A 25,914-nucleotide genomic window follows, 5' to 3' on the forward strand; every position below is an offset into this window, starting at 1 on the left:
AATACTCTGGCTAAGGATAGTGAAGTCTGGCGCAAAATAATAGTGTTACTGTGTTTACCCTGCGTCGGGGCCGATATCTACTTCTTCGCCTCCCCCTTTACATACCGTTATTTGCGATTGCACGGCGGCCTCTCACCGCAACCCAGAAGTTCTATACTTTAGTCTAAGATTGCATACCCTATACCTTATTCGTGAGACTACTTTTTAAGTAACATGGTAGGTGTATGGCACAAGGTAACAAACACCATCTAAGCAGCACGAATAACTAGACAGTCACAAAAAGTGTGGGTGTCCAGCTTTCTTTTTGTTGTCTGTGTCGCTTTTGTGCCTAACGATATGTAAATAAGGTTAAACGCTATTTCATGAAGCATCGCTACTTTGCATGGTTTCCAATTCTTTTTGCTGGGCTATTGTACTTAGCTAGCGTGGCTGTGAAAGCCGATGACGGCGCGGCACCCTTTTCGCTTATTCACGAACATATTAAAAATCAAGCCTACAACGAAGCAGAGCAACTTTCGCTGCTTGTAATAGAAAAAGCTCGCCAAGGCGAAACCTATTCGCCGGGACAGTTTTTGCAGTTAGGCATATGGCTTCAAAAGGCTGGACAATATCGCATCTCACAAAAAGTCTTAGCCTTAGCCCTTGAGAAATATACACGGCGGGGCGCTTTGGAAGAAATGGCGCGTACCCTAATGCATTTAGGTATAAGCGCGCGTAACTTAGCGAACTATGAGGCCGCAACAGATTACTTTAATCGCGCCCTTACTATTGCCACTATGTACGAAAATTCGGCATTTGAGGCGCAGCTTCATATGCAGCTAGGCATTGCTCAAAAAGAACAGGGTCATGTAGAAACTGCCCTTCAAACGTTAAAGAAAGCCCTCACTTTGTTTCGTGACGAACAAAGCTTGTCCGATATAGGCGTAAGCTTAGCGACCATAGGTGATATCTATGTATCGATTGAACAGCTTAGCGAGGCAAAAGACTACTACGATGACGCTTATACTATGGCGAGCACAGCCGGCAATAGACGTTTAGCGGCTATTGTTACGATGAAACAAGGGGCGCTGCTATTACGACAAGGGCATACTGCGGATGCCATAAAGTCCTTAAAAGACGCTATCCATTATTTTGAGCATGATAACGATAAATTTATGTCTACCCAAGCGGGTGTATGGTTAGGCGAAGCGTACGTAAAAATGGGAAATACGCAACAGGGGTTAGGATTACTGCAACAGGGCCTTCGCTTTGCGCAAAGCAGTAAGCACTACCCATTGATCAATCTAGCGCGACTTGCGCTTGCTAATGCTATGTTGGCAATAAAAAACTTCGATCAGGCGCTGCAGTTTGCGCAGGAAGGCGCCGAAACCGCCCAGCAGATCCACAACGTAAGAAGCCAGTTAGATTTTCTAACACTACAAGTTAATGCTTATGCGGCGAAAGGTAATTTTAAGCAAGCGTTAGACTTACAGTCGCTGGTCCAAACGATAAAAGAGCAAATTTTACAAACCGAAAACCAAGCCATCATTAGTCGCCTTCAGGCAGGTATAGAAGTTGAGCGGCAAGCGCAATCTATTCAGATGTTGAAGCAAACCAAAGCTATTGAGCTAGCCCAAGCTGAGCAAGAAAATCTTCGAAATACGCTAGGCTGGAGTCTGCTTTTGGCGTCTTTATTAAGTGCCTTTTTAGTGTGGAGCCGACTAAAACAACGTGAGCAAAATATTGCGCTGCAACGAGAAGTAAAACAACGTACGGTGCAACTAGAAAATAAAAACAATGAATTGCAGCACGCTTACAAAGCGCTTGAGCAAGTAAGTCTTCGAGATTCACTCACAGGGCTGTACAACCGTCACTATTTGGAATCTCAATTACCTGGCGAAGTTAAACGTAGTCAATTCGCCCTCAATAAACAAAAAGGTCATCCAACGCCTAATCAAGATTTACTATGTTTTCTTATTGATATCGACCATTTCAAGCGTATCAATGATGCTTACGGGCACTTGGCGGGCGATAAAGTATTGGTGAAATTTGCCCAAATTTTGCGTGAGGTTTTTCGCCAGAGCGACTTGATTATTCGTTGGGGCGGTGAAGAATTCGTAGTGATATGTAAGCAATCTAGCCGCAATGAACTACCGGAAATTGCAGAGCGTTGCCGTATAGCAATAAGCCAGCATTCCTTTGACGTAGATAGCGACGAGCCAATAAAAGTCACCTGCAGCATAGGGTTTAGTGTGCTCCCACCCGATCACCACATTTCTTTTGATGACAATTGGAAACAAACGTTTTCGGTGGTGGATTATTGTTTATATGCCAGTAAGTTAAGCGGTCGCAATGGTTGGGTAGGTGTGCTATCAGCGTCTACAAAACCTGCTCAAATATCCTCAGATATGCCCCTTGATAGGAAGTTTAAATTCACCCACTCTCATATTGCTACTTCATTTAACAATGTCGCCAGTATTGTGTGGCCATCTGAAGAATAGGAGATCTAAATTATGTACCGCAGCAGTTGTAGTTGCCAGGAAGTTCAGATAAAGGTTTCAGGGTGTTGCGAACAGGCATTAGACCTTGAGACCTTATCGTGTAACGACGACCAATCGCTTACTCTTACCACTCACCGCCGTAATATTTCAATCGATTGCGCTGCACATGCGTTGGGGGAAATTCAGCTTCACCCTAACCAAACACAGGTGTTTTGCAACCTATGCTCCACGCAACTTTTTACTCAAAATGCGGGCGGCGAAGTAGAATTAACAGTGAAGTATTACGGCCACGATGTACTCAGTGAACACCATGGGCAGTTTAACCTGCCCTAGCGCAAGATTTAGACGTTATTTTTTAAGTCTTCTAAATTGTACTTATCCAGCAACGAATACAACGTGGGGCGCGTAATACCTAGCAACTCGGCCGTTTTAGACATATTTTTATCCGATTGCTGATAAGCACGGCGTATCGCTTTACTCTCAGCAATTTCCCGTACTTCTCGCAAATTTAAGGTTTCCGGTTCGCTTTCGCCGTCAACGGGCATCAACCCTAAATCATCAGGCTGTATTACGGTGCCTTCTGCCATAATAACGGCAGACTTCAGTTTATTTTGCATTTCGCGAATATTACCCGGCCACTTGTGCCCTAGCATTGCTCGGATAGCGGCGTCTGAAAAGCTTTTCGCTTTAGCATTAAACTCGTCACGATAAATATTCAAAAAGGTACGGGCGAGTAAAATAATATCTTGATCTCGTTCACGTAGCGGCGGTATTAAAATAGGTATTTCCCCTACCCTATAGTATAAATCTTCCCTGAAACTTTCGTTTGCTACCATCGCGGGAAGGTCGCGGTGGGTCGCACAGATAACCCGAATATCTACGGGTATCTCATTGCGCCCGCCTACACGTTCTATAACACGCTCTTGAAGAAAACGAAGCATCTTGGCTTGAAGGCCAATAGGCATATCACCAATCTCGTCTAAAAATAGGGTGCCGCCTTGCGCGGTTTCTATTTTACCTAACGTGGTTTTATTAGCGCCGGTAAACGCGCCCTTCTCGTAGCCAAACAACTCACTTTCTAACAAATTCTCGGGGATAGATGCACAGTTAATAGCAACAAAGGGTTTATCTTTACGCGGGCTATGTTCGTGAATACTGCGCGCAAACACTTCTTTTCCCGTCCCACTTTCGCCCAGCAATAAGGTACTTATATCCGTTGCCGCTATTTTTTCCGCTTTCTTGACAACCTGTTGAATTGCCTCACTATTTCCAACAATCCGGCTCATGCCGGTTCTGGTTTTGGCGAGTATACTGTTTTCATGTTCCAACTCGGCCAGATTAAGTGCGCGGTTCACCAAAAGTTTGATGGTGTCTGAATCAATTGGTTTTTGATAAAAGTCGTAAGCGCCGAAATTCACTGCTTTTAGCGCGTTTTCTTTTTCGTTATTGCCCGTTACTACTATTACTTTGGTACGTGGCGCTAACGCAATAATATCTTGCAGTATTCTTAAACCTTCAGATGCATTAGCAGGATCGGGGGGTAAGCCAAGATCGAGTGTCACTACCTTAGGCTCATGGCGACGTAATTGTGCAATTGCAGAGTCGTAGTTGTCAGCAAAGACCACGTTGAAATCGGTGAGACTCCACTTTAACTGCTTTTGAATTCCTAAATCGTCGTCCACCACTAAAATGGTATCTGTCATTCTTCTTATCCTGTTTTACTTCATTTGTTGTGTGCCAACGCTAAATCAATCACATTATCGCTAACCTAATTCACCGGAAATGCGAGGGTAAAACATGACCCCTTGCCTGGCTCACTTTGCACGTTAAGTTTTCCGCCTATCGAGTCCATATAGGTTTTCGCATCATACGCGCCGATCCCCATACCCGCATTCCCTTTCGTGGTATCAAAAGGTTTAAATAATCGATTATCTACGAAGTCGGTATCCATTCCACATCCCGAATCTTCAATAAGTACCAATTGTTGATTATGCTGTGCATCAAGCGTTAATACTATATCAATACGGCCACCTTCTTCGGTAGCTTGTTGCGCATTACTGATTAAATGATAAAGCACATTCGACACCTTTTCCTTGTCAACTTTCACTTCACTCTCTTGAACAACGTGAATGGTTGGAAGGGGGCGAATGCCTGCACAGCGGTTATCAACAACCTCTTTTGCTATCTGTGACAACTTACATTGAGTGTGCGTGCCCTGATTGTCTATCTTCTTCTCAGTAAGTTGCTTTAACATCTTGTCCATACGAGCTTTGGTATGGGTTAGGGTTTCAAAGGTATCATCGATAAACTCAGGGTTATGCTTGTGTTGTGCTGCATTCGCCAAGATCAAATCCACTTGTGCCAATACATTTTTTAAGTCGTGCACAACAAATGCCGACATACGATTAAAAGCAGCAAATTGCGCATTTTCCGCTACCGCTTCGGCCGCTTCATGATGAAACACAAATACACTTACCTGCTCGGTTATTGCAGTAAGGTAATCGCGCACCTCCCAGTTAAGGTGTACTTTTTCTTTCTCCCCAGCGGCAAGTAATGCAAAGCCCCATAACGCATCATGCTTATACAAAGGTAAGTAAAATTGATAACCCCACTGCTTCACAGCTTCTCTGTTTAGGTTTAAGCCTTTGTAGTTAAATGGCTTTACCATATATTCATTAATATCAATAAACCAAGCATGCGATTTTGTATAGTCGGTAAGAGCACGCAGAATTTCTGGCTCATTGTTATTGTCATCCTCTTGCGCTAGTGGCTGTATTTCGGCCATAAGCTCAAGGTCGTTTTGACTGCACTTATACAATTTACCACTATCGTACTTTATTGCTTTTAGAATACCCTGTAACGCACATTCATAAACGGAAGATTGGGAGTCCATTGAGTTTGATAACGTTTTTGTTAGCTTCACCCACTCTACGCGATAGTCGAATTGATTAGCAAAAAAATGTTTGGTGATGAATACCTTACACTTCGTTCTAAAGGAGTTCGATAAGAAAACCGTCGCAAGAAGGGCTAGCGACATGGCCACAAGGATAATTTGCACCATCGCCCCCCAACTGCCACCTAGATAATTAATGGCGTAACCTATGATGGCCATAATGAAAAGGTATGCCCCTGCTACAAGCAACAGTGAACTATGCAGCACCACATCGCGAGAGATAAAGATATCTACCCCCCAATGGCTTATTCGGCGAATTGAAACAATAAGGAAAGGGATAAGTAAAAAGTATATATAACCTCTCGCCGCTATATAGCCTACTTCAACCTGATTCACCATGGTGGCGTTGGCATAGGTAACAAATTCAAATAGGTGAGTGGCGCCTAGGTACAAAACTAACGGTTTATAAGCCCATTGATCGTTATCAGCTTGGCGATACAGCACTTCCAATAGAATAAGGACTTCAAGGGATAACACTATAAGCGCTAAGTAGCGCCATGATGCATCTATCCATATGATATTAGGCACGACCAACGCCAGGGCGGCGGGTAACAAGATGGCCAAAGTAGCGGGTCTGATCAAAACCTGCCGTAAGCTAGTAAAGTTATCTTGCAAACACCCGGCGAGAAATAATAGCCACGCTAATTGCTTTAACACATCTACAGTGAGTAACCATGACAAGCTAATCGGCCCAAACAGGGCCGATATCATGCTGGTAGACCAAAACACAGTAGTTGCCGTAGCGAGCACTAACAAATGCTTAGCGAGCCCCGGCTTCCTTACCGTAAAAAGTAATAATAGTAACGCAAAGTGCGCCAAGCTGTTTAGGCCATAGCCTATGTCTGAAATCATCCCTTCTCCGCAGCTTATAAATTATTATTAGGGATACACCCGCTTCGCCTTGTTGTATTGGTTTTTCACCTACTATCGCTTTTGTACCACTAATGAGCCTATGGAGTAACCGGCCCCAAATGAACACAATATACCTATATCACCTGATGTTAGGTCTTGATGATACAAACCAAAAGCGATTACCGAGCCCGCCGACGCGGTATTGGCGTATTCATCTAGCACAATAGGCGCTTCTTCTTTCGTCGCCTCTCTTCCTAAAAGTCTTTTGCAAATTAAAGTGTTCATATTGATATTGGCTTGATGTAACCACCAACGCTTAACATCTGCTGGGGTAAGATTATGCCTTTCAAGATGAGCAGCAATATGGTCAGCCGCCATCGGGCACACTTCTTTAAAAACTTTTCTACCGGCTTGGTGAAAAAGTTTATCCGGCCCATAGGGATCAACGTCTTCCGCGCGAGACACATAGCCAAAATTCGAGCGAATATTGCTGGAGTATTTGGTTACCGCTTTGGTGCTAAGCACATCATAAATATGATCGCTGGTGGCAGTTTCTGCATGCTCTAATACGGTTGCAGTGCCCACATCCCCGAAGATGAAGTGACTATCTCGGTCGGTATAGTTAATTTGTGGCGAAACTAACTCGGGGTTTATAACTAATACACACTTGGCGCTTCCCGCAGCAAGCATTTCATAGGCACGGTGCATACCAAATGTAGCAGCAGAACATGCCACCAACATATCAAAGCCAAACCCTTCTATGCCTAAGGCTTCTTGCACTTCGATAGCTATAGCAGGGTAGGCGCGTTGTGTATACGCGCATGAAACGATAACGGCGTCGATATCTTGTGCAGTTTTGTTCGCCGCGACCAAGGCTTTTTTTGCTGCCTCAAGGGCTATTTCAGCTTGATGAGAAAGCATATCGTCACCACGCGGCGCTATCTGCGGCTTCATACGTGTAATATCTAAAGCCCCTTCTTTTTGATAGATATACCGGCTTTTAATACCCGACGCTTTTTCAATAAACTCTGCACTTGAGTGCGGCATCGCAGTAAGTACACCTGCCTCAATTTTATCTGCATTTTCGTTATTATAGTTATCTGCATAGGCGTTATAACTGTTAACCAACTCTTCATTGGTAATACTTTCTTCAGGATGCCAAACACCCACGCCGCTAATTACAATCTGTTGAGCCATACTCTTCTCTTCATTCTTGTCTTCATTTGGTATCAAGTACATTGTCAAATAACGCGAGGTGACCGGCAATGTCCCCGTAACTCGCTCCCGCCGTTATCCGTAGTGTCCCTACCGACGATATAAGCGAAGTGCGCTATTATTAATGCGTGTCCTTAATAAGTAGCTTACCGCAAACCCAATCTTCTGTAACTAAAATGCCTTTTATTGCGTCATTTTACTCAACGCTATGGTGTGTACTTCTCTTACGAACGCCAAAACCTATTCACCCCACACGGTACTAACACGCGGAAAAAACATGCAAACAACATTTAATTTACAAAATGTAAGCATAAAAACCATAAATTGGTTGACAAATTGGCAAGCCACTAATACCGTTTAACCTATGAATTGGCAATAACAAAGCACTTGTCGTGCAAAAAGTGCTGAGTGAGTTTAAGTAACCGACATGCATTTAAAGCATGTTCAACACGTATTTGAGGATAAAGATATGTCAAAACCAACCATCGGTTTCATTGGTCTGGGCTTAATGGGCGGCAACATGGTCGAAAACCTGCAGAAGAAAGGTTACGACGTTACTGTCATGGACTTAAACGCAGATGCCGTTAAAGCGTGTGTCGATCGCGGCGCAAAGTCGGCATCTACTGCACAAGAATTAGCATCAAACGTTGATATCGTTATGTTGTGCCTTACCACGTCCGCTATCGTGGAATCGGTGATGTATGCTGACGACGGCATCATGGCTGGCATTAAAGAAGGTGCTGTGGTCATCGACTTTGGTACCTCTATCCCTTCTTCAACCCGTAAAATTGGTGAAGATTTAGCGAAAAAAGGCGTGGGTATGATTGATGCGCCACTTGGCAGAACCCCCGCCCACGCGAAAGACGGCCTACTTAACATTATGGCCGCAGGCGACAAAGACACATTTGAAAAAGTAAAAGGGGTACTTGAAGACCAAGGTGAAAATGTATTCCACCTAGGCGCATTGGGCGCAGGACATACTACCAAGCTTATAAATAACTTTATGGGTATGACCACAGTGTGTGCAATGTCGCAAGCTTTCGCGGTGGCTGACCGCGCAGGTGTCGACCGTCAACAACTGTTCGACATTATGTCTACCGGCCCCTCTAGTTCGCCATTTATGCAATTTTGTAAAAACTATGCAGTAGACAATGTAAGTGATCTCGGCTTTTCCATTGCCAATGCTAACAAAGATTTGGGTTACTTTTTGAAGATGGTGGAAGATCTTGGTACCGAGTCTAAAATTGCAGAAGGGTCGTCGGCAAACTTACAAGCGGCATTTGATGCCGGTATGGGTAACGGCAACGTTCCTGAGATTTTCGATTACTTTCTTAAACTAAACAAATAGTAACAACAATCATGATGATATGAGTATCCTAAGACGCAAGTAACGCCTGGCCCTGCTCATATCATCTACGCCCTATTTTTTATTGTTTACGACACCTGCTTGTCTTGAGGAGAATGGGTCACAATTGTGCCATTCACCCGCTTCGACAAACTGGCTGTTCAATTGGTACCAACACCACCATAACTAAAAAATAGCCGAAAGGTAAACAACGACATAGAGAAGTGATATCGTGAAAATACAAGGTTTACGTTGGTGGGTGATTGCCTTAATTGCCCTAGCGACCATTATTAATTACATCGACCGTCAGGCACTTAGTGTGCTTTGGCCAGCAATTGTCGAAGACTTATTTCCTGATAAAAGTGCATTAGAACGTAAACAGATTTACGCCAACATTTCCATTGTCTTTGTGTTCTCGTATGCCTTCGGTCAGGCCATTTTCGGTAAAATTTTTGACTGGCTAGGTACGCGCGTAGGTTTTGTCCTTTCTATCGGTGTATGGTCTCTTGCCACTATCGCCCATGCTTTTGCTCAAGGCGTATTAAGCTTTAGCATTTTTAGAGGGATACTCGGTATAGCTGAAGCAGGTAACTGGCCGGGTGCCACTAAGGGCAATGCAGAATGGTTCCCCACAAAAGAGCGGGCTTTAGCGCAAGGTTTGTTTAATTCAGGGGCGGCTATCGGCGGAATTATTGCCTTCCCTATAATTGCTTATCTTACTCTTCATTTCAGTTGGCAGATGGTTTTCGTAATAGTCGGTGCCATCGGTCTACTTTGGTTGGTGCCGTGGGTTATATTGGTAAAGGCTCCGCCGAGTATGCACTCATGGATAACAGATGCAGAACGTGAATATATACTTACCGGCCAACGTCGGGTAACTGAAAACGAGGTAGATGAAGAAGAAGAATATACCCCTTCTACTACCGAAATTTTATCTCACAAACAAAGCTGGGGGGTGATTATCGCCTCAGCAGCTATCGATCCTATTTGGTGGTTATTTGTGTTCTGGATCCCAATCTATCTTAATGAAGTGTACGGTATGAACGTCACCGATATTGGTATCTATGGATGGGTACCGTACGTGGGCGCAATGTTTGGAGCTTGGTTCGGAGGGCTTTTGGCGCAAAATAGATTAAAAGCCGGTTGGAATGCCGATAAAACCCGTAAGTTAGTTATTACACTTGGGTGCTTGATAATGCTACCTGCGCTTATTGCAATGTCTAATCCAGGCGGCCCTACTATCGCGGTACTTATTATGGCTGTCATCTTGTTTGGCTTTCAAACGGCCATTGGTAACGTGCAAACCCTACCCAGTGATTTATTTGGCAAAAAAGCGGTGGGCACCTTATCAGGTTTTTCTGGCATGGCGGCAAAACTTGGTGCAGTAGGCTTAACCTCCTTAGTGCCTTATTTAACCGCAGGGGGCAATTACACCCCAGCCTTCGTAATCGGCGCGTCTTTGGCAATTATTGCAGTCTTAGCAATTTGGATTTTAATCCCCAAAGTGGAACCGCTAAAAAAGAAAGCATAAAACGATGTTAATGAATTGGCTCTCCTGTAGAGCCAATTTTTTTGCTTAAGTGTTAATAACTCCCGCCCTCATTTTTGCATTCTATCCTCTTTTCGATAATGCATTTCTCCTCCTTAGTGCAATACCACTGCGTTTAAAACTCGTGTAACTGCGCCACACAGGCCAAATGGCTTACCAAACATTACTAAACCAAGTACCAAACCATCTCATTGGTAATAACAAGAAAGTTAACTTAATTGTTTTTCTTAATATTTTATTAAGCTTAATGTTAAGAAAAAAACGTGAATATAGTGGAAAATGTAAAAATTTTGTGTTCTTATTATCCAGAAGCAGAAGATTTGGTAAAATAAAAACCTAATATTGGTAATAAGATAAAACCATTAAGGTTATACCCAAATATCTAAAACGGTAAAACCTGGAGAGAAACGCCATCATGAAGATTAAAGCATTTGCACTATGCGCCATTGCTGCCGCCATGTCAGGATGTAACGTGGATTCGGACAATAACCCCAATACACTTGGCTCAATAACGTTGTCGGGCACCCCAACATCAGGGCAAACCCTTAGTGCCTCAGTGAGCGATCCTGACGGTATTTCAGGGGCGGTTCAATATTACTGGTATGCAGATAACGAGGTAGTTGAAGACGCGCATTCGTCAACCTTTACCCTTACCAATGAACAAATTGGTTCAGCAATTACTGTGCAAGGCTCATATACAGATGATGGTGGTATTAACGAATCTCACATTAGTGACGCTACAGCGAGTGTATCTGCGATTTCTTATGATGCTACGGTAACCATTAGCGGCGAGGCTACCATTGGCTCGACACTAACGGCGACGGTGGCCGATCAAAACGGTATCGAAAACGCTACGATTATCTATACGTGGTTCGCCGATGACGAAGTAATAGAAGATGAAGTGTTATCTACCTTAACCCTTGGCGATGCGCAATTCGGAAAAGTGATTACCGTACAGGCGACCTTTGAAGATGACCGCGGATTTAGTGAGTCCCCTATTTCAGCGGCAACCGACCCAGTAGCACGTACCAATACGGAAGGCACTATTATTATTGAGGGTACGCCCACAGTAGGAAATACTCTCACTACTACCATTGAAGATGAAGATGGCGCCAGTGGCAGTGCAACTTACCAATGGTTTGCCGATGACCAAGTTATTACTGGTGCTACGCAAAGCAGCTTCACTGTAGATGCGTCCTTAATTGGTCAAGTGCTTACCGTTCAAGCTACCTATACTGATGACTATGGTTTTTCTGAAGAAATCATGTCGGAACCTACTATTGCAGTTACCGCGGTAGCAGTGAATGAAGCCGGTAGTATTATCATTAATGGAAGCGCTCCTTACCTTGCAAGTGCACCTCTCACCGCTGAAATTACCGATAATAACGGTGTTGATACGAACAGCCTGGTTTATACCTGGTATGCCGACGGTGAAGCGATTAATGGTGTAACGGGTAATACGCTTACCCCAAGCGACTATGCCGGCGCAATTATTTCAGTGAGCGCAGACTATACTGACCAAGACAATTTTGCAGAGTCGGTTTCAGCGTCACTAGATACGATTATTTACAGCCAAGTCGTCAGTGATGCTTCTGGTTTAATGAATGCAGTAAACGGCGCGCTTGCAGATGGCGACGTGGTAGGCCTTACCACAAATATATATGCCGATCTTGATGCCATTATGTTGACCAGTGCTGTCACACTTGCGGCGGTTGAAGGTAATGACCCAGTTATTACCGGAGAAGCCTGTATTAATGTTGCAAGTACAGTAGACGGTGCGGTTATTCGAGGCCTCACATTCCAAGATATAGACACTAAAGCCGGCTCTTACTGCGAATCAGAAGAATCAGCGATTATCTATTCAGAAGGCGATAATTTTGTATTTACACAAAATACGATGGATGGCGATCAAGAAGTACTGAACCAAGAAACCTATCACTGGCTTATGGTAAAAGGCGCTGGGGCAGTTATCGAGCGTAATACCTTTACTAACCGAAACAATGCATTAAAAGGCTCAGTAATTAAGTTGTCTTCGTCTGGTTCAGACCATGTTATTCAGTACAACTTATTTGCCAACGCCGATAACCCTAACTTCGACGACTCAAGCTTACTGCTATTGAACTTAGGTAGCACCACCGGCGCTGATGCTGCCGAGGACGCTAATTTTGTTGTTCAGTACAATCGTTTTGATAGTTTTGCCAGCGGACGCCGCTTAATGCGTGTGCAAACCTCTGGTGCCACGATAAAGGGCAATACTATTGTTAACCCTAATGGGGGTATTTCATTGGAAGACGGTGGTTTCAATACCGTGGCGGATAATATCATCATTCGCACCAGTGATATCGCAAGCTCTGATGATAGACCAAGTGGTGTTCTTCTTACGCCACTAGGCCATACCGTAACCAATAATTATATTGCCGGTATTCGTTCTGGCAATAAGGAAGCGGGCGGCATTGTATTTACCGCAAACCCTTTTTCACAAGCTGATGGCGGTGTACCGAATGCAGGCAACCAGGCTGTGCTAGATGGTGCTGGTGACCTTTCATTGACAGTAACTAACAATACCGTACTCAACTCATTACAGCCTATTGTGTTTAGTACTGAGATTGGCAGCAACGCCCCCGTTGGCGACTGTGATGAACTTACCGCAGACAACGCTCCTGTTCTGTACGCCTTAACAAAGAACTTCTTCAATATTGCCTTTGACGCTAATGTGATAGCCAATGGCTTTAACGATGATGCAAGTAAACAAGGCCTGTACTTCGACTCAGAAGCACTAAGCAGCGACCACGCCTTTGAATATGACTGTGACCTTATCGACCATGAAAACTCGCTCTTCTCTAATAGCTTTGGCTTTATGGATAGCTATGCCTCTGGCGATGTAGAAGACGAGTTTTGGGTAGACATTCGTAATCTTAATGGCAACGGCGAGTTCGATTCTGATGGCGCGATAGACCAAGATCCTGCGGCAAACGGTAAAGAAGTGCCTGAGTTCATTACCGCTGAAAACGGACTCGTAGAAACCGATCCTAGCGGCGCTCAAGCGGTTGCAGGGGCGAAAGGCCTTTACTACATCGAAGCCTCAGATGTAGGTGCTGGTTCTACCTGGGTCGCTTCAAACGAATAAACGCTTTAAACAAACCCTACACACAAAAGACACAAGGGCAAGTGATTGCCCTTTGTGCAACACTAAACACAACGGAGATATTGGAATGTCGTTGAGAGAAAAACAACTACACACGCCAAAAACGGAACTGTCGGTAACCCCTCAGTTTGCCTTACGTCCTACTGCAAAGTGGGTTAAAACCGCCATTATCGCAGGCCTTGCAAGTACGAGTGCATTCACGCTACAAGCCCAAGAAGCACAAGTGGGTGATGAAACAGAAGCCGATGTTGAGGTAATAGATGTTGTAGGTACACGCCGTACTATTCAAGATCAAATTTCTATTAAGCGTGAATCTACGACGGTAGTTGATGGGTTATCCGCTTCAGACATTGGTGATCTGCCAGCGCTTTCCATTGGTGAAGCGCTAGAGTCGATTACCGGAGCAGCGTCTCACCGTGAAAATGGGGGCGCCACTGAAATTACCATTCGTGGTTTAGGTCCGTTTTTAAGTGCAACACACATTAATGGCCGTGAAGCAACTAATGGTAGTGGTGACCGTTCAGTAAACTTCTCTCAATTTCCCTCTGAGCTAGTAAAGAAGGTCGCGATTTATAAAACGCAAGACGCGTCTATGATTGAAGGTGGCGTAGCTGGGGTTATTGCCCTTGAAACAGTACAACCCCTTGATTACGGCAAGCAACGCTTCCAAGCTGAGTTAAAAGGCAACTACAACCCAGATCAAACCAATGTGGACAACTCACTTGAAAATGACTTGGGCTACCGCGGGACGGTAAGTTATGTGGACCAATTCGAATTTGATAATGGTTCAGCGCTCGGTATCTCTATAGGTGCGCAGCGTCAAGATATTACCCAACCCGAAGCTGAATATCGTAGTTCAAGCCCAACAGGCTCTTCGTTATGGGCGTGTTTAAACGATCCGACTAACACCAATGAAGGCTTTTTTCGTAGCAGTGCAGGCGATTGCGAAGACCAAGTAAATGGTAGCAGTAACCAAGGCTACGATACCACTATCGACCCCGCTACAGGTGAAGCAGCAAGCGGCGACTCACCTTATGCGTGGACTGGCAGTAGCCGTAGCTACCGTCAAAATGAAACCTCTGATGAGCGTGATGCGTTTTTCCTTGCTGCACAGTATCAGCCTAACGAAAGCTGGGACATCAATATTGATGGCCAGTACTCTAAGCGTGTCCAGCGAGAATCCCGTCACGATCTTATTTTCCTTCAAAAACGTGCGATTCCTGGTTTGACGGGCCCAACGCTTGTCACTAATAGCGTAGGCGGCATTTTGCACTGGGAAGGACAAGATAGAATTGAAACATCTGGTGAGCAATTTTCTCGTGAAGAGATTTATAAAGGTATCGGTATAAACGTTGAGCACTATGCTACCGACTTATTAACCCTTAACTTTGATGTCGCTTACTCAAATACAGAACGTGAAGAGTTCCAAATCTCAAACCGTGCGCGTACTGCAGATCGTATCCCCTTTTCGTGGGATATGGGGGACAACATTCCTCACTTCTCTATCTCTGATTTCGATGTAACAGACATCAGCAACTTTACTGATAGCCTACGTACTCGTCTTGATCACGAAAATACCCGTGAAAACGAAGTTGTCTCTGCCAAATTCGATTTCCAATATATGTTAAGCAGTGATGTATTTACCAGCATTGAAGGGGGTCTAAGGGCGTCAGAGCTGACCTTCGTGCAATATGGTGGTAGTCAAGGAAACGGTTCACGTACTGAGTACACGTTAGATACCTCTAACACCGCTGCGCTAGATGTATTAGAGGCTTGCCAAATTGATTTCCCTGAAAGTGACTTTTTATCCACCGTTTCTGACGGTGATATTATCACTAACGTAGGCGCCGATGGCAGCATCAATAGCTCAGGTACAGGATCGTCTTGGGCGACCTACGATAATATCTGTTTCTCGCAAGCTGTTGCGGCGTCTAATGGGGGTGAATTCGCCTACCCAGAACTTGAATATGAAAATGCCGGAACTATCGATGTAACGGAAAAAACCTACGCTGCATATTTGATGGCCAACTACGACACCGAAATGTGGGGCAAATTCATCCGTGGTAATTTTGGTGTACGTATTGTGGACACTGAAGTTACATCAATCGGCTTTAGAAGCTCGTTTGAAGTTGTTACCGATGAACTGAATGCGGTAAGCCTAGTGCCTGGCGATGAATTAGAGCGAATAGTGGGTGGCGGTGGTTACACTGAGGTGCTACCAAGTGTGAACTTTGTAATGGACTATAGCGACGATATTCTTCTGCGTGCCGGGATTTATCGCGGTATGTCTCGTGTAGACCCTAAAAACCTTGGCTATAGCCGTACTTTCCAAACTGACGATGAGCTTGCACCTACTTCACTGGCCGATCTTTTAGTTGGCGTAAATGGTTCAGGGAATCCAAATACCCAGCCACTTATGTCGTGGAACTATGATGCTGCTATTGAGTGGTATCCTAATGAGGACTCTATTTTTGCGTTTGGTGTGTACTTCAAACGTTTCACGGGTGGATTCCAACAGCGTACTGAAATAGAAACATTTGAAATTGAAGGCGATAGCTATGATCTTCCAATTACAAATTCGGTAACAACAGACGATGCAAGCAACCTGTTCGGTATCGAAACCTCTATTGCATATCGTTGGGATAGCGGTATAGGGGTGAAGATTGGTTATAACTATGCTGATACGGATTATGAGTTTGAAGACAGTAACTACGGCGACACTTACATCACTGATGTAGACGGCAATACCTCACAGCTAACCGCAGGGATCGTTCCTCCGGGCTCTGTACCTGGCTTCTCTGAGCATGTATTTAGTGCACAGGTTTATTATCAGGTAGGCGACCTCGATACTGCGGTTATCTATAAGTACCGTAGCGACTACTTCCAGCCATACACCAGTAACGGTACCCGTCTTCGTTTTGTAGACGATGTAGGTGTTTGGGAAGCCCGTGCATCTTACAAGTTTAACGACCACGTTAGACTTAAGGTTTCTGCTATTAACCTATTCAGCGCACCTAAGTCACAAGATTACTATGTGAAAGGCAACCTAGGTGAAGTGAATGATTATGGCCCACGCTTGTTTGCCGGTGTAACGGTAAAATACTAAGCTAGTAGATACACTAAGCATTAAAAAAGCCCCGTCACTTTACAGTGACGGGGCTTTTTTTATCATTTGTTTTATAACGCGGGTATTACAGTTGGGTAATTTGCCATACGCTAACAGTGCCGCTTACTTCGTTTCCAACCAGTAGCAACGGAACGCCCGTTGCGCTGTCTTCTGCGCTGACAAACACTAAACTTTCAGGTGCTAAATCGCCAATAACATCATCTGCCGTGGCCCCTTCCGTGAGATCTCTGTTTATCACGTATTCAGCAAACTGTACGTCATACGGGTTGGTTACATCATAAACAAAGATGCCACCCATCCGCTCTGTACCTACGAACGCATAGGTTCTATCGCCAACCACACCAACGGTAAGGGCTTCTGGTTCTGGCCCCTTATTTTCAGAACGAGAATCTCCTTCGTTTTCGTCATCGCCGTTGTTAAATTGTGCACCGTGTACCGACGCAGTAATGCGCTCAAAGTCATCGCCAGAATCATAAACTACAAGGCCATTTTGGTCCCAAATGGTAAAGGAGCGGGTACCATATGCATAAGCCGCATCATATTCGCCATTGCCATCAGAATCTCCCATTGCGCTTGTTACTCGCAAATCGTCTGCTTCAGCATTGGTTTGTAACATCGCTAACTCTGAGTTGGCTTGTGCAGTGAGATCTTCTACCTTCACTTCATCGGTATAGGCTAAACACCCATCATCTTCATCAAAAGAAAGCCCACCATCGCTTAAGCAAGTAGCTTCATCATCGGCGGAGAAAAAGTACTCGCGCGCGTCTCCCTCATTCGCGGTAACCAGGAAGGTGGCACCTTTCCACGAAAAGTTTGCAATGGTATCTGGTTGGTAAACACCATATAGACCATCGTATTGACCAAAGCTCACGCTACTATCTTCTTGGATATCAATATTAAGCCCGGCCCATGACTTCGTCCCTAAGCCCAGCACTTCAACACTCAGATCTTCTAAATTAATTACCGCCAACCCATTATTTTCCTGCAAGCTAACATAGGCTGTATCGTTGGTAGTGGTAATATATTCGGGCTCTAAGTCTTGTGCTACTGTGGTGGCAATAGCGACACCCTTTATGGTTCGTCCGCTTGGGTTAGGGAACATCATGCCTTGTGCAATTAACTCATCCTGCATATCGTTAAAGGCGCTAAAAGACACCATAGTACCCGACTCTTCTGGCTCGCCATTGGCCAGAATATTAATGACCGAAACCGATCCCTCTGGGTCGACGGTGTAGTCGCTGGATGGCTCACCTTCGTTCGCTACCAGTACCTTACCGCCATCTGGCGTAAAGGTAACCATGTCTGGCAACGCGCCTACCTCAACGGCATCAATATAAGTAGGTGCGGCACTGTCTAACCCGTTGTAAAACAACACATAGCCATTGTCGGTTTTGTCACTGGCAGGAACAGCTACCGCCATCAGGTCGCCACTTACCGCAATACTTGTCAAACTTCCTAAAGTAGCGCCATCAACTTCTGTAGGAAGGCTAATTTGCGTTACCGTCAAGTTTGCGTTATTGATAGGATCTGACATAGCTGCAGTAGGCAATGTGTCTGCACTTATGGTTATTGCTGCAATACTATTGGCCGCGCTATTGGTGGCGTAAATCGTTTGCGTATCTGCATGATACTGAATAATCTCAGCAGCAGTTTGGTTCCCTAAAAAAGCGCGTGCAACCACATCAAGTGAAACGCCAATAGACGCATCGGTACCATCGGCACCGTCTGTTCCCGCCTCTCCTTGCTCACCTTGCGGCCCTTGGGTACCCGTTTCACCTTGCTCACCATCATCGCCATCAAGACCACAGCCAGTTAGTACTGAGGAAATGAATAATGCTAACAACCCATATTTGAATTTATTTTGCGCGGCCATTTATTGTTCCTTGTTTTACTTGTAGGTCTGCTCATTCCTGCATAACGTCACCTAAACATACAAACGTAGCGTTACAACTGCGCTTACGCGTTGGCGTTAAGCTCAATTAGCGACTGGCGAGATAGCGAAAAGTAGCAGTGTTGTATGACTTTTTTGTATAGTTTAAAGCCAGTGTATGACACTACTATTAATATAGCAAAGTGGACAATAAACAAAGGAAATTGGCAAACTAGCGTTAAAAAAGCACCAATGAATAACGCGCCGAATGAGAAGCGGAAACCCTTCAATAACCCATAAAAAAGATTTAGCCTTGTTACTGGTGCTCGTTTTTTCGCATTTGTGCGTACTTTTGTATAGAGGCGACATCGTTAAGTTAGAGGTATACTAGCCTTTAGTTAGCATATTATTAAGGAAGAACGTATGAAACTGAGATTTTCAGCCCCAATCGCGGCTGTGATAGCCCTTACACTAACCGCTTGTGCCACTTCACCCACGGGCCGTAATCAGATGCTTCTTTATTCTGATTCACAACTTTCAGAAATGGGCGACCAAGCATTCTCAGGAATGAAAGAAGAGCTTAAAATTTCTAACAAGTCAGTACAAAATAGCTACGTTGAATGTGTAGCAAGGGCCATTACCGCGCAAGTACCCAGCTCTGTGTATAGCGGGCAATGGGAAATTGTCGTATTTGATGATGAGCAGGTTAATGCATTTGCCCTACCCGGAGGCAAGATTGGCGTTTATACAGGCCTACTTAATGTAGCAGAAAATCAACATCAACTCGCCGCTGTTATCGGTCATGAAGTGGGTCATGTGATTGCTGAACACGGCAACGAGCGCATGTCTCAATCAACTATAATCAACGTTGGCACCCAGGCTGTGGGCCAAGTGCTGTCGGCCAACGAAGTTACGCAGTCAGCCCCCATTATGGCGGCCATAGGTTTAGGCGTACAAGTAGGTGTACAATTGCCTTTTAGCCGAACTCATGAGTCGGAAGCCGATTTAATTGGTCTGCAGCTTATGGCTGAATCGGGTTTTGATCCACGCCAATCAGTAAACTTATGGCAAAACATGGATGCAGCTAGCTCTGGCGACCGTCCTCTAGAGCTTCTTTCCACCCACCCCGCGCCACAAACGCGTATTGAGGACTTGCAAGCAAATATGAGCGAGGCCTACGCAACATATCAGACAACCAACTATCGGCCAAATTGCCAATAGAAAAAAGAAAAAAAAACGCCACTTCAATGAAGTGGCGTTTTAGTGTTACCTATTAGAATACAGGTTATTCGCTGTCTTCTTTGTGAAGGTGAACATCCATTTGTGGGAATGGAATTGAAATACCTTCTTTATCAAAACGAAGCTTCACGGCTTCGGTAAAGTCAAACTTCACACCCCAAAAGTCGGCTGACTTAACCCATGGGCGAACAATAAAGTTAACACTGCTGTCTGCCAGCTCAGCTACCGCAACCGTAGGCGCAGGGTCTTTAAGAATACGATCGTCTGCTGCTATCATTTCAAGCAAAATATTTTTTGCTTTAAGCAGGTCAGCATCGTAGCCAATGCCAACAACCATATCTACACGACGAGTGTCTTTCGCTGAGAAGTTAGTAATATTGCCACCGTAAATACCGCCATTAGGAACGATAATTTCTTTGTTATCTGGAGAGGTCATAGTGGTGGTAAAAATACCGATTTTTTTTACCGTACCAGCTGTGCCGCCTGCTTCTACAAAGTCGCCTGACTTAAACGGTTTAAACACTAATAGCATTACGCCAGCAGCAAAGTTTTTAAGCGAGTCTTGAAGTGACAAACCAATCGCTAAGCCAGCAGCACCTAATATTGCCACCAACGATGTTGTATCTACACCGAGTTGGTCTAGAGACGCCACTATAACAAACAGCATTAACACTGCACTAATGATCGCCTCTAAAAAGTCCACCAGCATGGCGTCATATTTCGACTTGGCCATTACTCGGCGGAACACGGACAAGATAATGCCTACCACCAAGCGACCAATAATGTATATTACGATGGCCATTGCGATGTTTATGCCCCATGGGATGGCATAGTCGTTAATATAACGTTCCACGTCGCTCGCAGAAAAAAGCGATAAATTTTCTTCCATAATTATATCCTTGTAAATAAATTGCCTATACTGATCAAAATTAAACTAGCAGTCTTTACAAACTATGGCCAACGGATTTACCTCGAAACTGCTATTTTGCGCCGAAAGTATAATTTGTGCGTAGCAGATAATCACAGTGATTTTATCCTAAAGTTGACTACACTTACTTAACACAGCGGATACCATAAAACACATGAACAAGTTCCAATTCTATGGCACTGGTTAAAATTTTAATCTATTCATACACATTCATGTAGTCGCCCTTACCTTGGGGCAAACAATAAGTAACACAAAGCGATGACACGCAGTTACATACAACGCAAGTGTTCATAGGGAAGTTTAAATAAAAAGGGTTCACATATGATTATTCTTTTGTCGATTTTTTTAGTGGTGGCGGCATTATTTGTTTATGCAATTGGCCAGGATACTGGTGAAAATACTAAGCACGCACGTAAAGAAAACCGAAAGCCCTGTGAAACTGAAACCCAACCGAGCAAAGCTACTCGTTCCGTATCTTTGTCGTCTCGATAGTGGCGTTTTAAATTTCACAGTTTGCAGCTAGCAGGTGTTTTCGACGGGAAAGATTGCAAGTTGTCCATGCTCCCAAGTATCATTATGTCAAAGCAGTCATTAATGATGTAAAACCATGCGCATACCAAGAATTTATTACCCTCACCCTATACCGTTAGAGCGAGAGTTCCAACTTACTGCCGAAGCCGGTCATCACATCGCGACGGTATTAAGGTTGAAAGCCAATCGTCCAGTGGTATTGTTTAATGGTGATGGGAATGAATACAGTGGCCAAATCATCAGTGTACAACGCAAGAATGTAATTGTAGAAGCTGATGCGTGTTTATCGCTATCTAAAGAGTCTCCTTTGCCTATTCATTTAGGGCAAGGAGTTTCTAAGGGCGATAGAATGGATACGGTACTGCAAAAAAGTGTAGAGTTGGGTGTAACCCAAATTACGCCCCTTATCACTGAGCGCTGTGCAGTAAAATTAGACGCTGACAGGTGGGAGAAAAAACACCAGCAGTGGCAAAAAATTATTATAGGCGCTTGTGAACAAAGTGGCCGCAACACGTTACCTATACTAAATGCCCCCACCACCCTTAGCCATTGGCTTGCAGAGTCTACCAGCAGTACCCGTTTAGTGCTGGCTCCAAAAGCGGAACAGCCTCTTGCCCGCCAGCCATACAATAACCAAGGGTTTAGACTACTTATAGGCCCGGAAGGCGGGCTATCTGAAAGCGAAATTCATCAGTCCAATGAAAAAGGATTCACCTCTGTTAGTTTAGGCCCACGAATTCTTCGTACCGAAACAGCGGCAATAAGTAGTATTTCTATCTTACAAGCCCAACACGGCGATTTTTAATCGCCATCACTATATTATAGTCGCAATGGGCTTAGCACATAAAAACAGCTGTGCCATGGGTGTTCATTATTGTTGGTGCACGTAAGGCAAATTCTATTGCGAAACTTGAAGTACCTCGCTTTTATCCCAATATATTGAGAATATACCAAGCGAGGGCTTACGCAGTTGCTAGCTCTTTGTTTTACCAAGATAACTACCTTTGCCACATTAACATCATAAGTGAGAACATACATGCAATACTCCGTCGGCGTGATCATGGACCCCATTGCGGATATCAAACCACATAAAGATACAAGCTTTGCAATGATGCTAGAAGCGCAGCGCCGGGGCGCGACGGTTCTCTACTTTGAGCTAAAAGATCTATATTTGGATAATGGCAAGCCTATGGGTATTGCCAAAGAAATATCAGTAAAAGACCAAGCCACTGATTTCTATACCCTAGAGGCCCCGCAAACCATCTCACTAGGCGACGTAGACGTACTGCTAATGCGTAAAGATCCGCCATTTGACAGTGAGTTTTTGTATGCCACCCAAATTCTTTCGCTTGCTCAGGATGAAGGGGCGCTTGTAGTCAATAATCCGCAGGCACTGCGCGATTACAATGAAAAATTATTTACCTCTTATTTTCCAGAGCATATCCCGAATACTTTAGTGTCGAACAATGCACAGCGTATCCGTGCCTTCCATGCCCAACATAAAGACATTATTTGCAAACCGCTTGACGGAATGGGAGGCGCATCCATATTCCGTGTTAAACCCGATGGCAATAATTTAGGCGTAATAATTGAAACCCTTACCCAACTCGGTAACCGGTTTATGATGGCACAAGAATACCTACCCGAAATAAAAGACGGGGACAAACGAGTACTTATTGTAGACGGTGAAGTGGTTCCCTACTGTTTAGCAAGGTTACCGACCAAAGGAGAAACACGCGGTAATTTAGCGGCTGGGGGAACGGGGCGCCCTCAACCCATATCAGATAGCGATCGCGCGCTCGCTGAGGCTATTGCCCCAACACTTAAAAAACACAATATTTTATTTGTAGGGCTGGATGTAATAGGTCAAAAAATTACTGAAATAAACATAACAAGCCCTACGTGCGTAAGAGAAATAGAAGGACACTACGGAATCAATATAATGGCGATGTTATTCGACGCCATCGAAAAGCGCTTACATGCGCAGTAAGTTAGCGGCAAGTACGAGGTAGAGATGACCGATTTAAAAAGCTTACAGAACCATTTTCTGATTGCCATGCCATCGTTGGAAGACCCTTACTTCTCGCGTTCGCTTACCTATATTTGCGAGCACAATGAGGAAGGTGCTATGGGGATTGTTATTAATCAGCCCTCGACCATGAACGTAAAGCAGTTGTTGGAGCAAACAGACAAAGACTTGACTGTAAGTGATGATAAAGCGGAGCAAATCGTTTTAGCTGGAGGGCCAGTAAGCCAAGAGCGTGGTTTCGTATTACACTCTACTCAGCAAGGATGGGGCTCAAGTCTATCATTAGCGCCGGGCATTATGGTAACGACTTCACGTGATATTTTAACCGCCATTGGAAATGATACAGGCCCCGATGAAGCCCTAATAGCTCTGGGCTATGCGGGCTGGACTGCCGGCCAGCTTGAACAAGAGATGCAGGACAATGCATGGCTTACGATAGAAGCCGATGAAGAAATTTTATTTAATACCCCTATTCACAAAAAATGGCAGGCGGCGGTAAATAAACTCGGCATCGACGTATGGCAATTAGCCCCCGGAGCCGGACATGCCTGACATAGGCAAAAGAACGGTACTCGCGTTTGATTTTGGTACGAAAAGTATTGGCGTAGCCATAGGCCAGGAAGTTACCGGTACTGCAGCACCTTTACCTGCATTGAAAGCCCGTGATGGCATTCCTGAATGGTCTTTAATAGAGAAGCTCTATCAAGAGTGGCAACCTCATATTGTAGTGGTGGGCTTACCACTTAATATGGACGGTACAGAGCAGGAAATGACCCAACGGGCAAAGAAGTTTGCCAACCGCTTACATGGTAGGTTTAAAGTTAAAGTAGAAACCTGTGATGAACGACTTACTACCACTGATGCAAAAGCCATGTTGTTTGAGCTTGGGGGCTTTAAAAAGCTGACAAAAGATAAGATAGACAGTGTTTCTGCTTGTGTCATTTTCACAAGTTGGGCTGAAAACCAGTACCTTGATTAACGTGAATGCAAAAAAGTTAGCCGTTTAGAGGGCGCTGTTGACCGCAGTGCCAGCATGAATCAAAGGCAGGCCCATTATTTTCGTCGCAAGTAGCACACACCCACTCGGTCGCTTCTCGTTTTTCTGCCCCCTTTCTATTAGATACTAGCGCGTCTACCACCCGATGGGCTTTGTCGGCCCAGCCTTCATCCAATAACCACAGTTCCTGTTGCGCCTCTTGCCAAGGCAATTCACCTATCGCTCCACCAGCAAACTCATTTTTCACCATATACGGAATAGCCAGCGCATCAAGCTCACTACGCACCGATTGAACCAAAAAACTATCGTGGGAAGTAAACAGCTTAATCACGTAAATATCCTTTCAACACACCACCCCATAGACACCCACATTCATTGGACGCCCACATTTAAAACTTAAGAGTTCAAGACACCCACAATTTTCAGCAATAAAAAGTGGACAGCCATCTTCTAATCACTACGCAGATACCCTCTTATTCTAAACTGTCTTCTTACGTCCGGCTGGTATCTTAATTAAAGCAATCTTTACCCTTTTAGATTAATCATCCAGATCTATCGACACATTGGAGAGGGTGCCTAAACTGGTTCCATCGTTCGTGTCTAATTTAATCATTAATCGTAAATCATTAGGCGAGTCTGCATGGTGCAGCGCTTGTTCCATATCCACTTTACCGGCACGATACAATTCATACAATGCCATATCGAAGCTCTGCATCCCCATTTCCTTGCCTTTTTTCATGGCTTCTTTGAGGCTACCAATTTCATTTCGTTGAATTAGATCAGTGACGAGTGGCGAGTTCAGTAGTATTTCTATGGCTGCCACCCTCCCCTTTCCATCCGTTGTGGGAACAAGTTGCTGAGCCACAATTGCTCGGATATTAAGGCTTAAGTCAAAGCGCAACTTTTCATGTTGATCTTTAGGCGCTAGATGCATGATCCTCTCTATAGCTTGATTCGCGTTATTAGCGTGCAGTGTAGCCACACATAAATGGCCAGTATCCGCAAACGACATGGCGTATTCCATGGTTTCCATTGAGCGGATTTCACCGATTAAGATAACATCTGGTGCTTGTCGCAAAGAACTCTTTAGTGCTTCATCAAAAGAGTGGGTGTCTATACCAACTTCACGTTGTGTAATCACACAGTTTTTGTGTTCGTGAACAAACTCGATAGGATCTTCTATGGTTAATATATGCCCGTGGGAATGAGTATTGCGATGGCCGATAAGCGCGGCCAAGGAAGTGGATTTACCGGTGCCCGTTCCCCCCACAAACAGCACAAGCCCGCGTTTTGCCATAATAATATTTTTTAATACAGGAGGCAGGCCCAGATCATCAGCGTTAGGGATTTGCGTGACAATGCGGCGTATAACCATTCCGGCTTGATCCCGTTGCCAAAATGCTGAACATCTGAAACGGCCAATACCTTCACGCACTATGGCGAAGTTGCACTCCTTATTGCTGTGAAAGTCATTTTTCTGTTTCGCATTCATGGCGCTTTCCACCAATGCTAACGCGGTTTCCTCGCTGATGGGCTGATCACTTATCCCAGTAAGCTTTCCGTTTATCTTTGCACTAACAGGAAACTCAGCAGTAATAAACAAATCTGAAGCGCCTGCATCTACCATTTTCTTTAAATATGCATCAAGCATCGT

The 25,914-nt window shown here is 44.5% G+C and carries 18 protein-coding genes; 11 read left to right on the plus strand and 7 right to left on the minus strand.

What is annotated here, in order from left to right:
• The first annotated feature begins 362 nt into the window (after window positions 1-362).
• Both GTH32_RS03220 and GTH32_RS03225 read left to right on the plus strand, forming a co-directional pair.
• Window positions 363-2,480 (plus strand): diguanylate cyclase, encoded by a 2,118-nt coding sequence (locus tag GTH32_RS03220; protein WP_163083799.1) that lies wholly within the window; start codon window positions 363-365, stop codon window positions 2,478-2,480.
• 12 nt (window positions 2,481-2,492) lie between these two features.
• Window positions 2,493-2,813, plus strand: a complete 321-nt coding sequence (locus GTH32_RS03225; RefSeq protein WP_163083800.1) for a hypothetical protein — start codon at window positions 2,493-2,495, stop codon at window positions 2,811-2,813.
• Window positions 2,814-2,821: 8 nt separating this feature from the next.
• Here the strand turns inward: GTH32_RS03225 and prsR are convergent, their stop codons facing one another.
• The 3 genes from prsR to GTH32_RS03240 all read right to left on the minus strand — a co-directional run bounded on the left by prsR (window position 2,822) and on the right by GTH32_RS03240 (window position 7,482).
• Window positions 2,822-4,183: a PEP-CTERM-box response regulator transcription factor gene (gene prsR, locus GTH32_RS03230; protein ID WP_163083801.1), complete on the minus strand. Its 1,362-nt coding sequence runs from the start codon at window positions 4,181-4,183 to the stop codon at window positions 2,822-2,824.
• Window positions 4,184-4,248: 65 nt separating this feature from the next.
• Window positions 4,249-6,285 (minus strand): XrtA/PEP-CTERM system histidine kinase PrsK, encoded by a 2,037-nt coding sequence (prsK, locus tag GTH32_RS03235; RefSeq protein WP_163083802.1) that lies wholly within the window; start codon window positions 6,283-6,285, stop codon window positions 4,249-4,251.
• A gap of 72 nt (window positions 6,286-6,357) precedes the next feature.
• Complete coding sequence (locus tag GTH32_RS03240) at window positions 6,358-7,482, minus strand: beta-ketoacyl-ACP synthase III (protein WP_163083803.1); 1,125 nt, start codon at window positions 7,480-7,482, stop codon at window positions 6,358-6,360.
• Between the two features lie 445 nt (window positions 7,483-7,927).
• On the opposite strand from GTH32_RS03240, the gene GTH32_RS03245 reads away from it, so the two are divergent.
• The 4 genes from GTH32_RS03245 to GTH32_RS03260 all read left to right on the plus strand — a co-directional run bounded on the left by GTH32_RS03245 (window position 7,928) and on the right by GTH32_RS03260 (window position 16,645).
• The gene (locus tag GTH32_RS03245; RefSeq protein ID WP_163083804.1) at window positions 7,928-8,848 is read left to right on the plus strand and encodes an NAD(P)-dependent oxidoreductase; all 921 of its coding nucleotides are present in this window, start codon (window positions 7,928-7,930) and stop codon (window positions 8,846-8,848) included.
• A 229-nt stretch (window positions 8,849-9,077) separates the two neighbouring features.
• A complete protein-coding gene (locus GTH32_RS03250; RefSeq protein ID WP_163083805.1) occupies window positions 9,078-10,376 on the plus strand; it encodes an MFS transporter in 1,299 nt (432 codons plus the stop codon).
• Window positions 10,377-10,809: 433 nt separating this feature from the next.
• Window positions 10,810-13,521, plus strand: coding sequence for a chondroitinase-B domain-containing protein (locus GTH32_RS03255; RefSeq protein WP_163083806.1), 2,712 nt, complete (start codon window positions 10,810-10,812; stop codon window positions 13,519-13,521).
• Between the two features lie 85 nt (window positions 13,522-13,606).
• On the plus strand, window positions 13,607-16,645 hold the full coding sequence (locus tag GTH32_RS03260) for a TonB-dependent receptor (protein WP_163083807.1): 3,039 nt from the start codon (window positions 13,607-13,609) through the stop codon (window positions 16,643-16,645).
• Between the two features lie 85 nt (window positions 16,646-16,730).
• Here GTH32_RS03260 and GTH32_RS03265 read toward each other — a convergent pair whose 3' ends face one another.
• Window positions 16,731-18,539, minus strand: coding sequence for a choice-of-anchor I family protein (locus tag GTH32_RS03265; RefSeq protein ID WP_163083808.1), 1,809 nt, complete (start codon window positions 18,537-18,539; stop codon window positions 16,731-16,733).
• A 420-nt stretch (window positions 18,540-18,959) separates the two neighbouring features.
• Between GTH32_RS03265 and GTH32_RS03270 the strand changes: the two genes are divergently transcribed.
• The gene (locus tag GTH32_RS03270) at window positions 18,960-19,757 is read left to right on the plus strand and encodes a M48 family metallopeptidase (RefSeq protein ID WP_163083809.1); all 798 of its coding nucleotides are present in this window, start codon (window positions 18,960-18,962) and stop codon (window positions 19,755-19,757) included.
• A 64-nt stretch (window positions 19,758-19,821) separates the two neighbouring features.
• On the opposite strand, the gene GTH32_RS03275 is transcribed toward GTH32_RS03270, so the two are convergent.
• Entirely contained in the window at window positions 19,822-20,664 is an 843-nt protein-coding gene (locus GTH32_RS03275) for a mechanosensitive ion channel family protein (RefSeq protein WP_163083810.1), read from the minus strand.
• Window positions 20,665-21,310: 646 nt separating this feature from the next.
• Between GTH32_RS03275 and GTH32_RS03280 the strand changes: the two genes are divergently transcribed.
• The 4 genes from GTH32_RS03280 (at window position 21,311) to ruvX (ending at window position 24,242) form a co-directional block, all read left to right on the plus strand.
• Entirely contained in the window at window positions 21,311-22,039 is a 729-nt protein-coding gene (locus GTH32_RS03280; protein ID WP_163083811.1) for a 16S rRNA (uracil(1498)-N(3))-methyltransferase, read from the plus strand.
• A 231-nt stretch (window positions 22,040-22,270) separates the two neighbouring features.
• Window positions 22,271-23,224: a glutathione synthase gene (gene gshB, locus GTH32_RS03285; protein WP_163083812.1), complete on the plus strand. Its 954-nt coding sequence runs from the start codon at window positions 22,271-22,273 to the stop codon at window positions 23,222-23,224.
• A gap of 24 nt (window positions 23,225-23,248) precedes the next feature.
• Entirely contained in the window at window positions 23,249-23,815 is a 567-nt protein-coding gene (locus tag GTH32_RS03290) for a YqgE/AlgH family protein (RefSeq protein WP_163083813.1), read from the plus strand.
• Window positions 23,808-24,242 (plus strand): Holliday junction resolvase RuvX, encoded by a 435-nt coding sequence (ruvX, locus tag GTH32_RS03295; RefSeq protein WP_163083814.1) that lies wholly within the window; start codon window positions 23,808-23,810, stop codon window positions 24,240-24,242. Before GTH32_RS03290 ends, ruvX begins: the two co-directional genes overlap by 8 nt.
• A 16-nt stretch (window positions 24,243-24,258) precedes the next feature.
• Here the strand turns inward: ruvX and GTH32_RS03300 are convergent, their stop codons facing one another.
• Window positions 24,259-24,591: a putative signal transducing protein gene (locus tag GTH32_RS03300; RefSeq protein ID WP_163083815.1), complete on the minus strand. Its 333-nt coding sequence runs from the start codon at window positions 24,589-24,591 to the stop codon at window positions 24,259-24,261.
• Between the two features lie 207 nt (window positions 24,592-24,798).
• Window positions 24,799-25,911, minus strand: coding sequence for a PilT/PilU family type 4a pilus ATPase (locus GTH32_RS03305; RefSeq protein ID WP_163083816.1), 1,113 nt, complete (start codon window positions 25,909-25,911; stop codon window positions 24,799-24,801).
• Between the last annotated feature and the right edge of the window lie 3 nt (window positions 25,912-25,914).

This window comes from Alteromonas profundi (assembly GCF_010500865.1).
Lineage (GTDB): Bacteria > Pseudomonadota > Gammaproteobacteria > Enterobacterales > Alteromonadaceae > Alteromonas > Alteromonas profundi.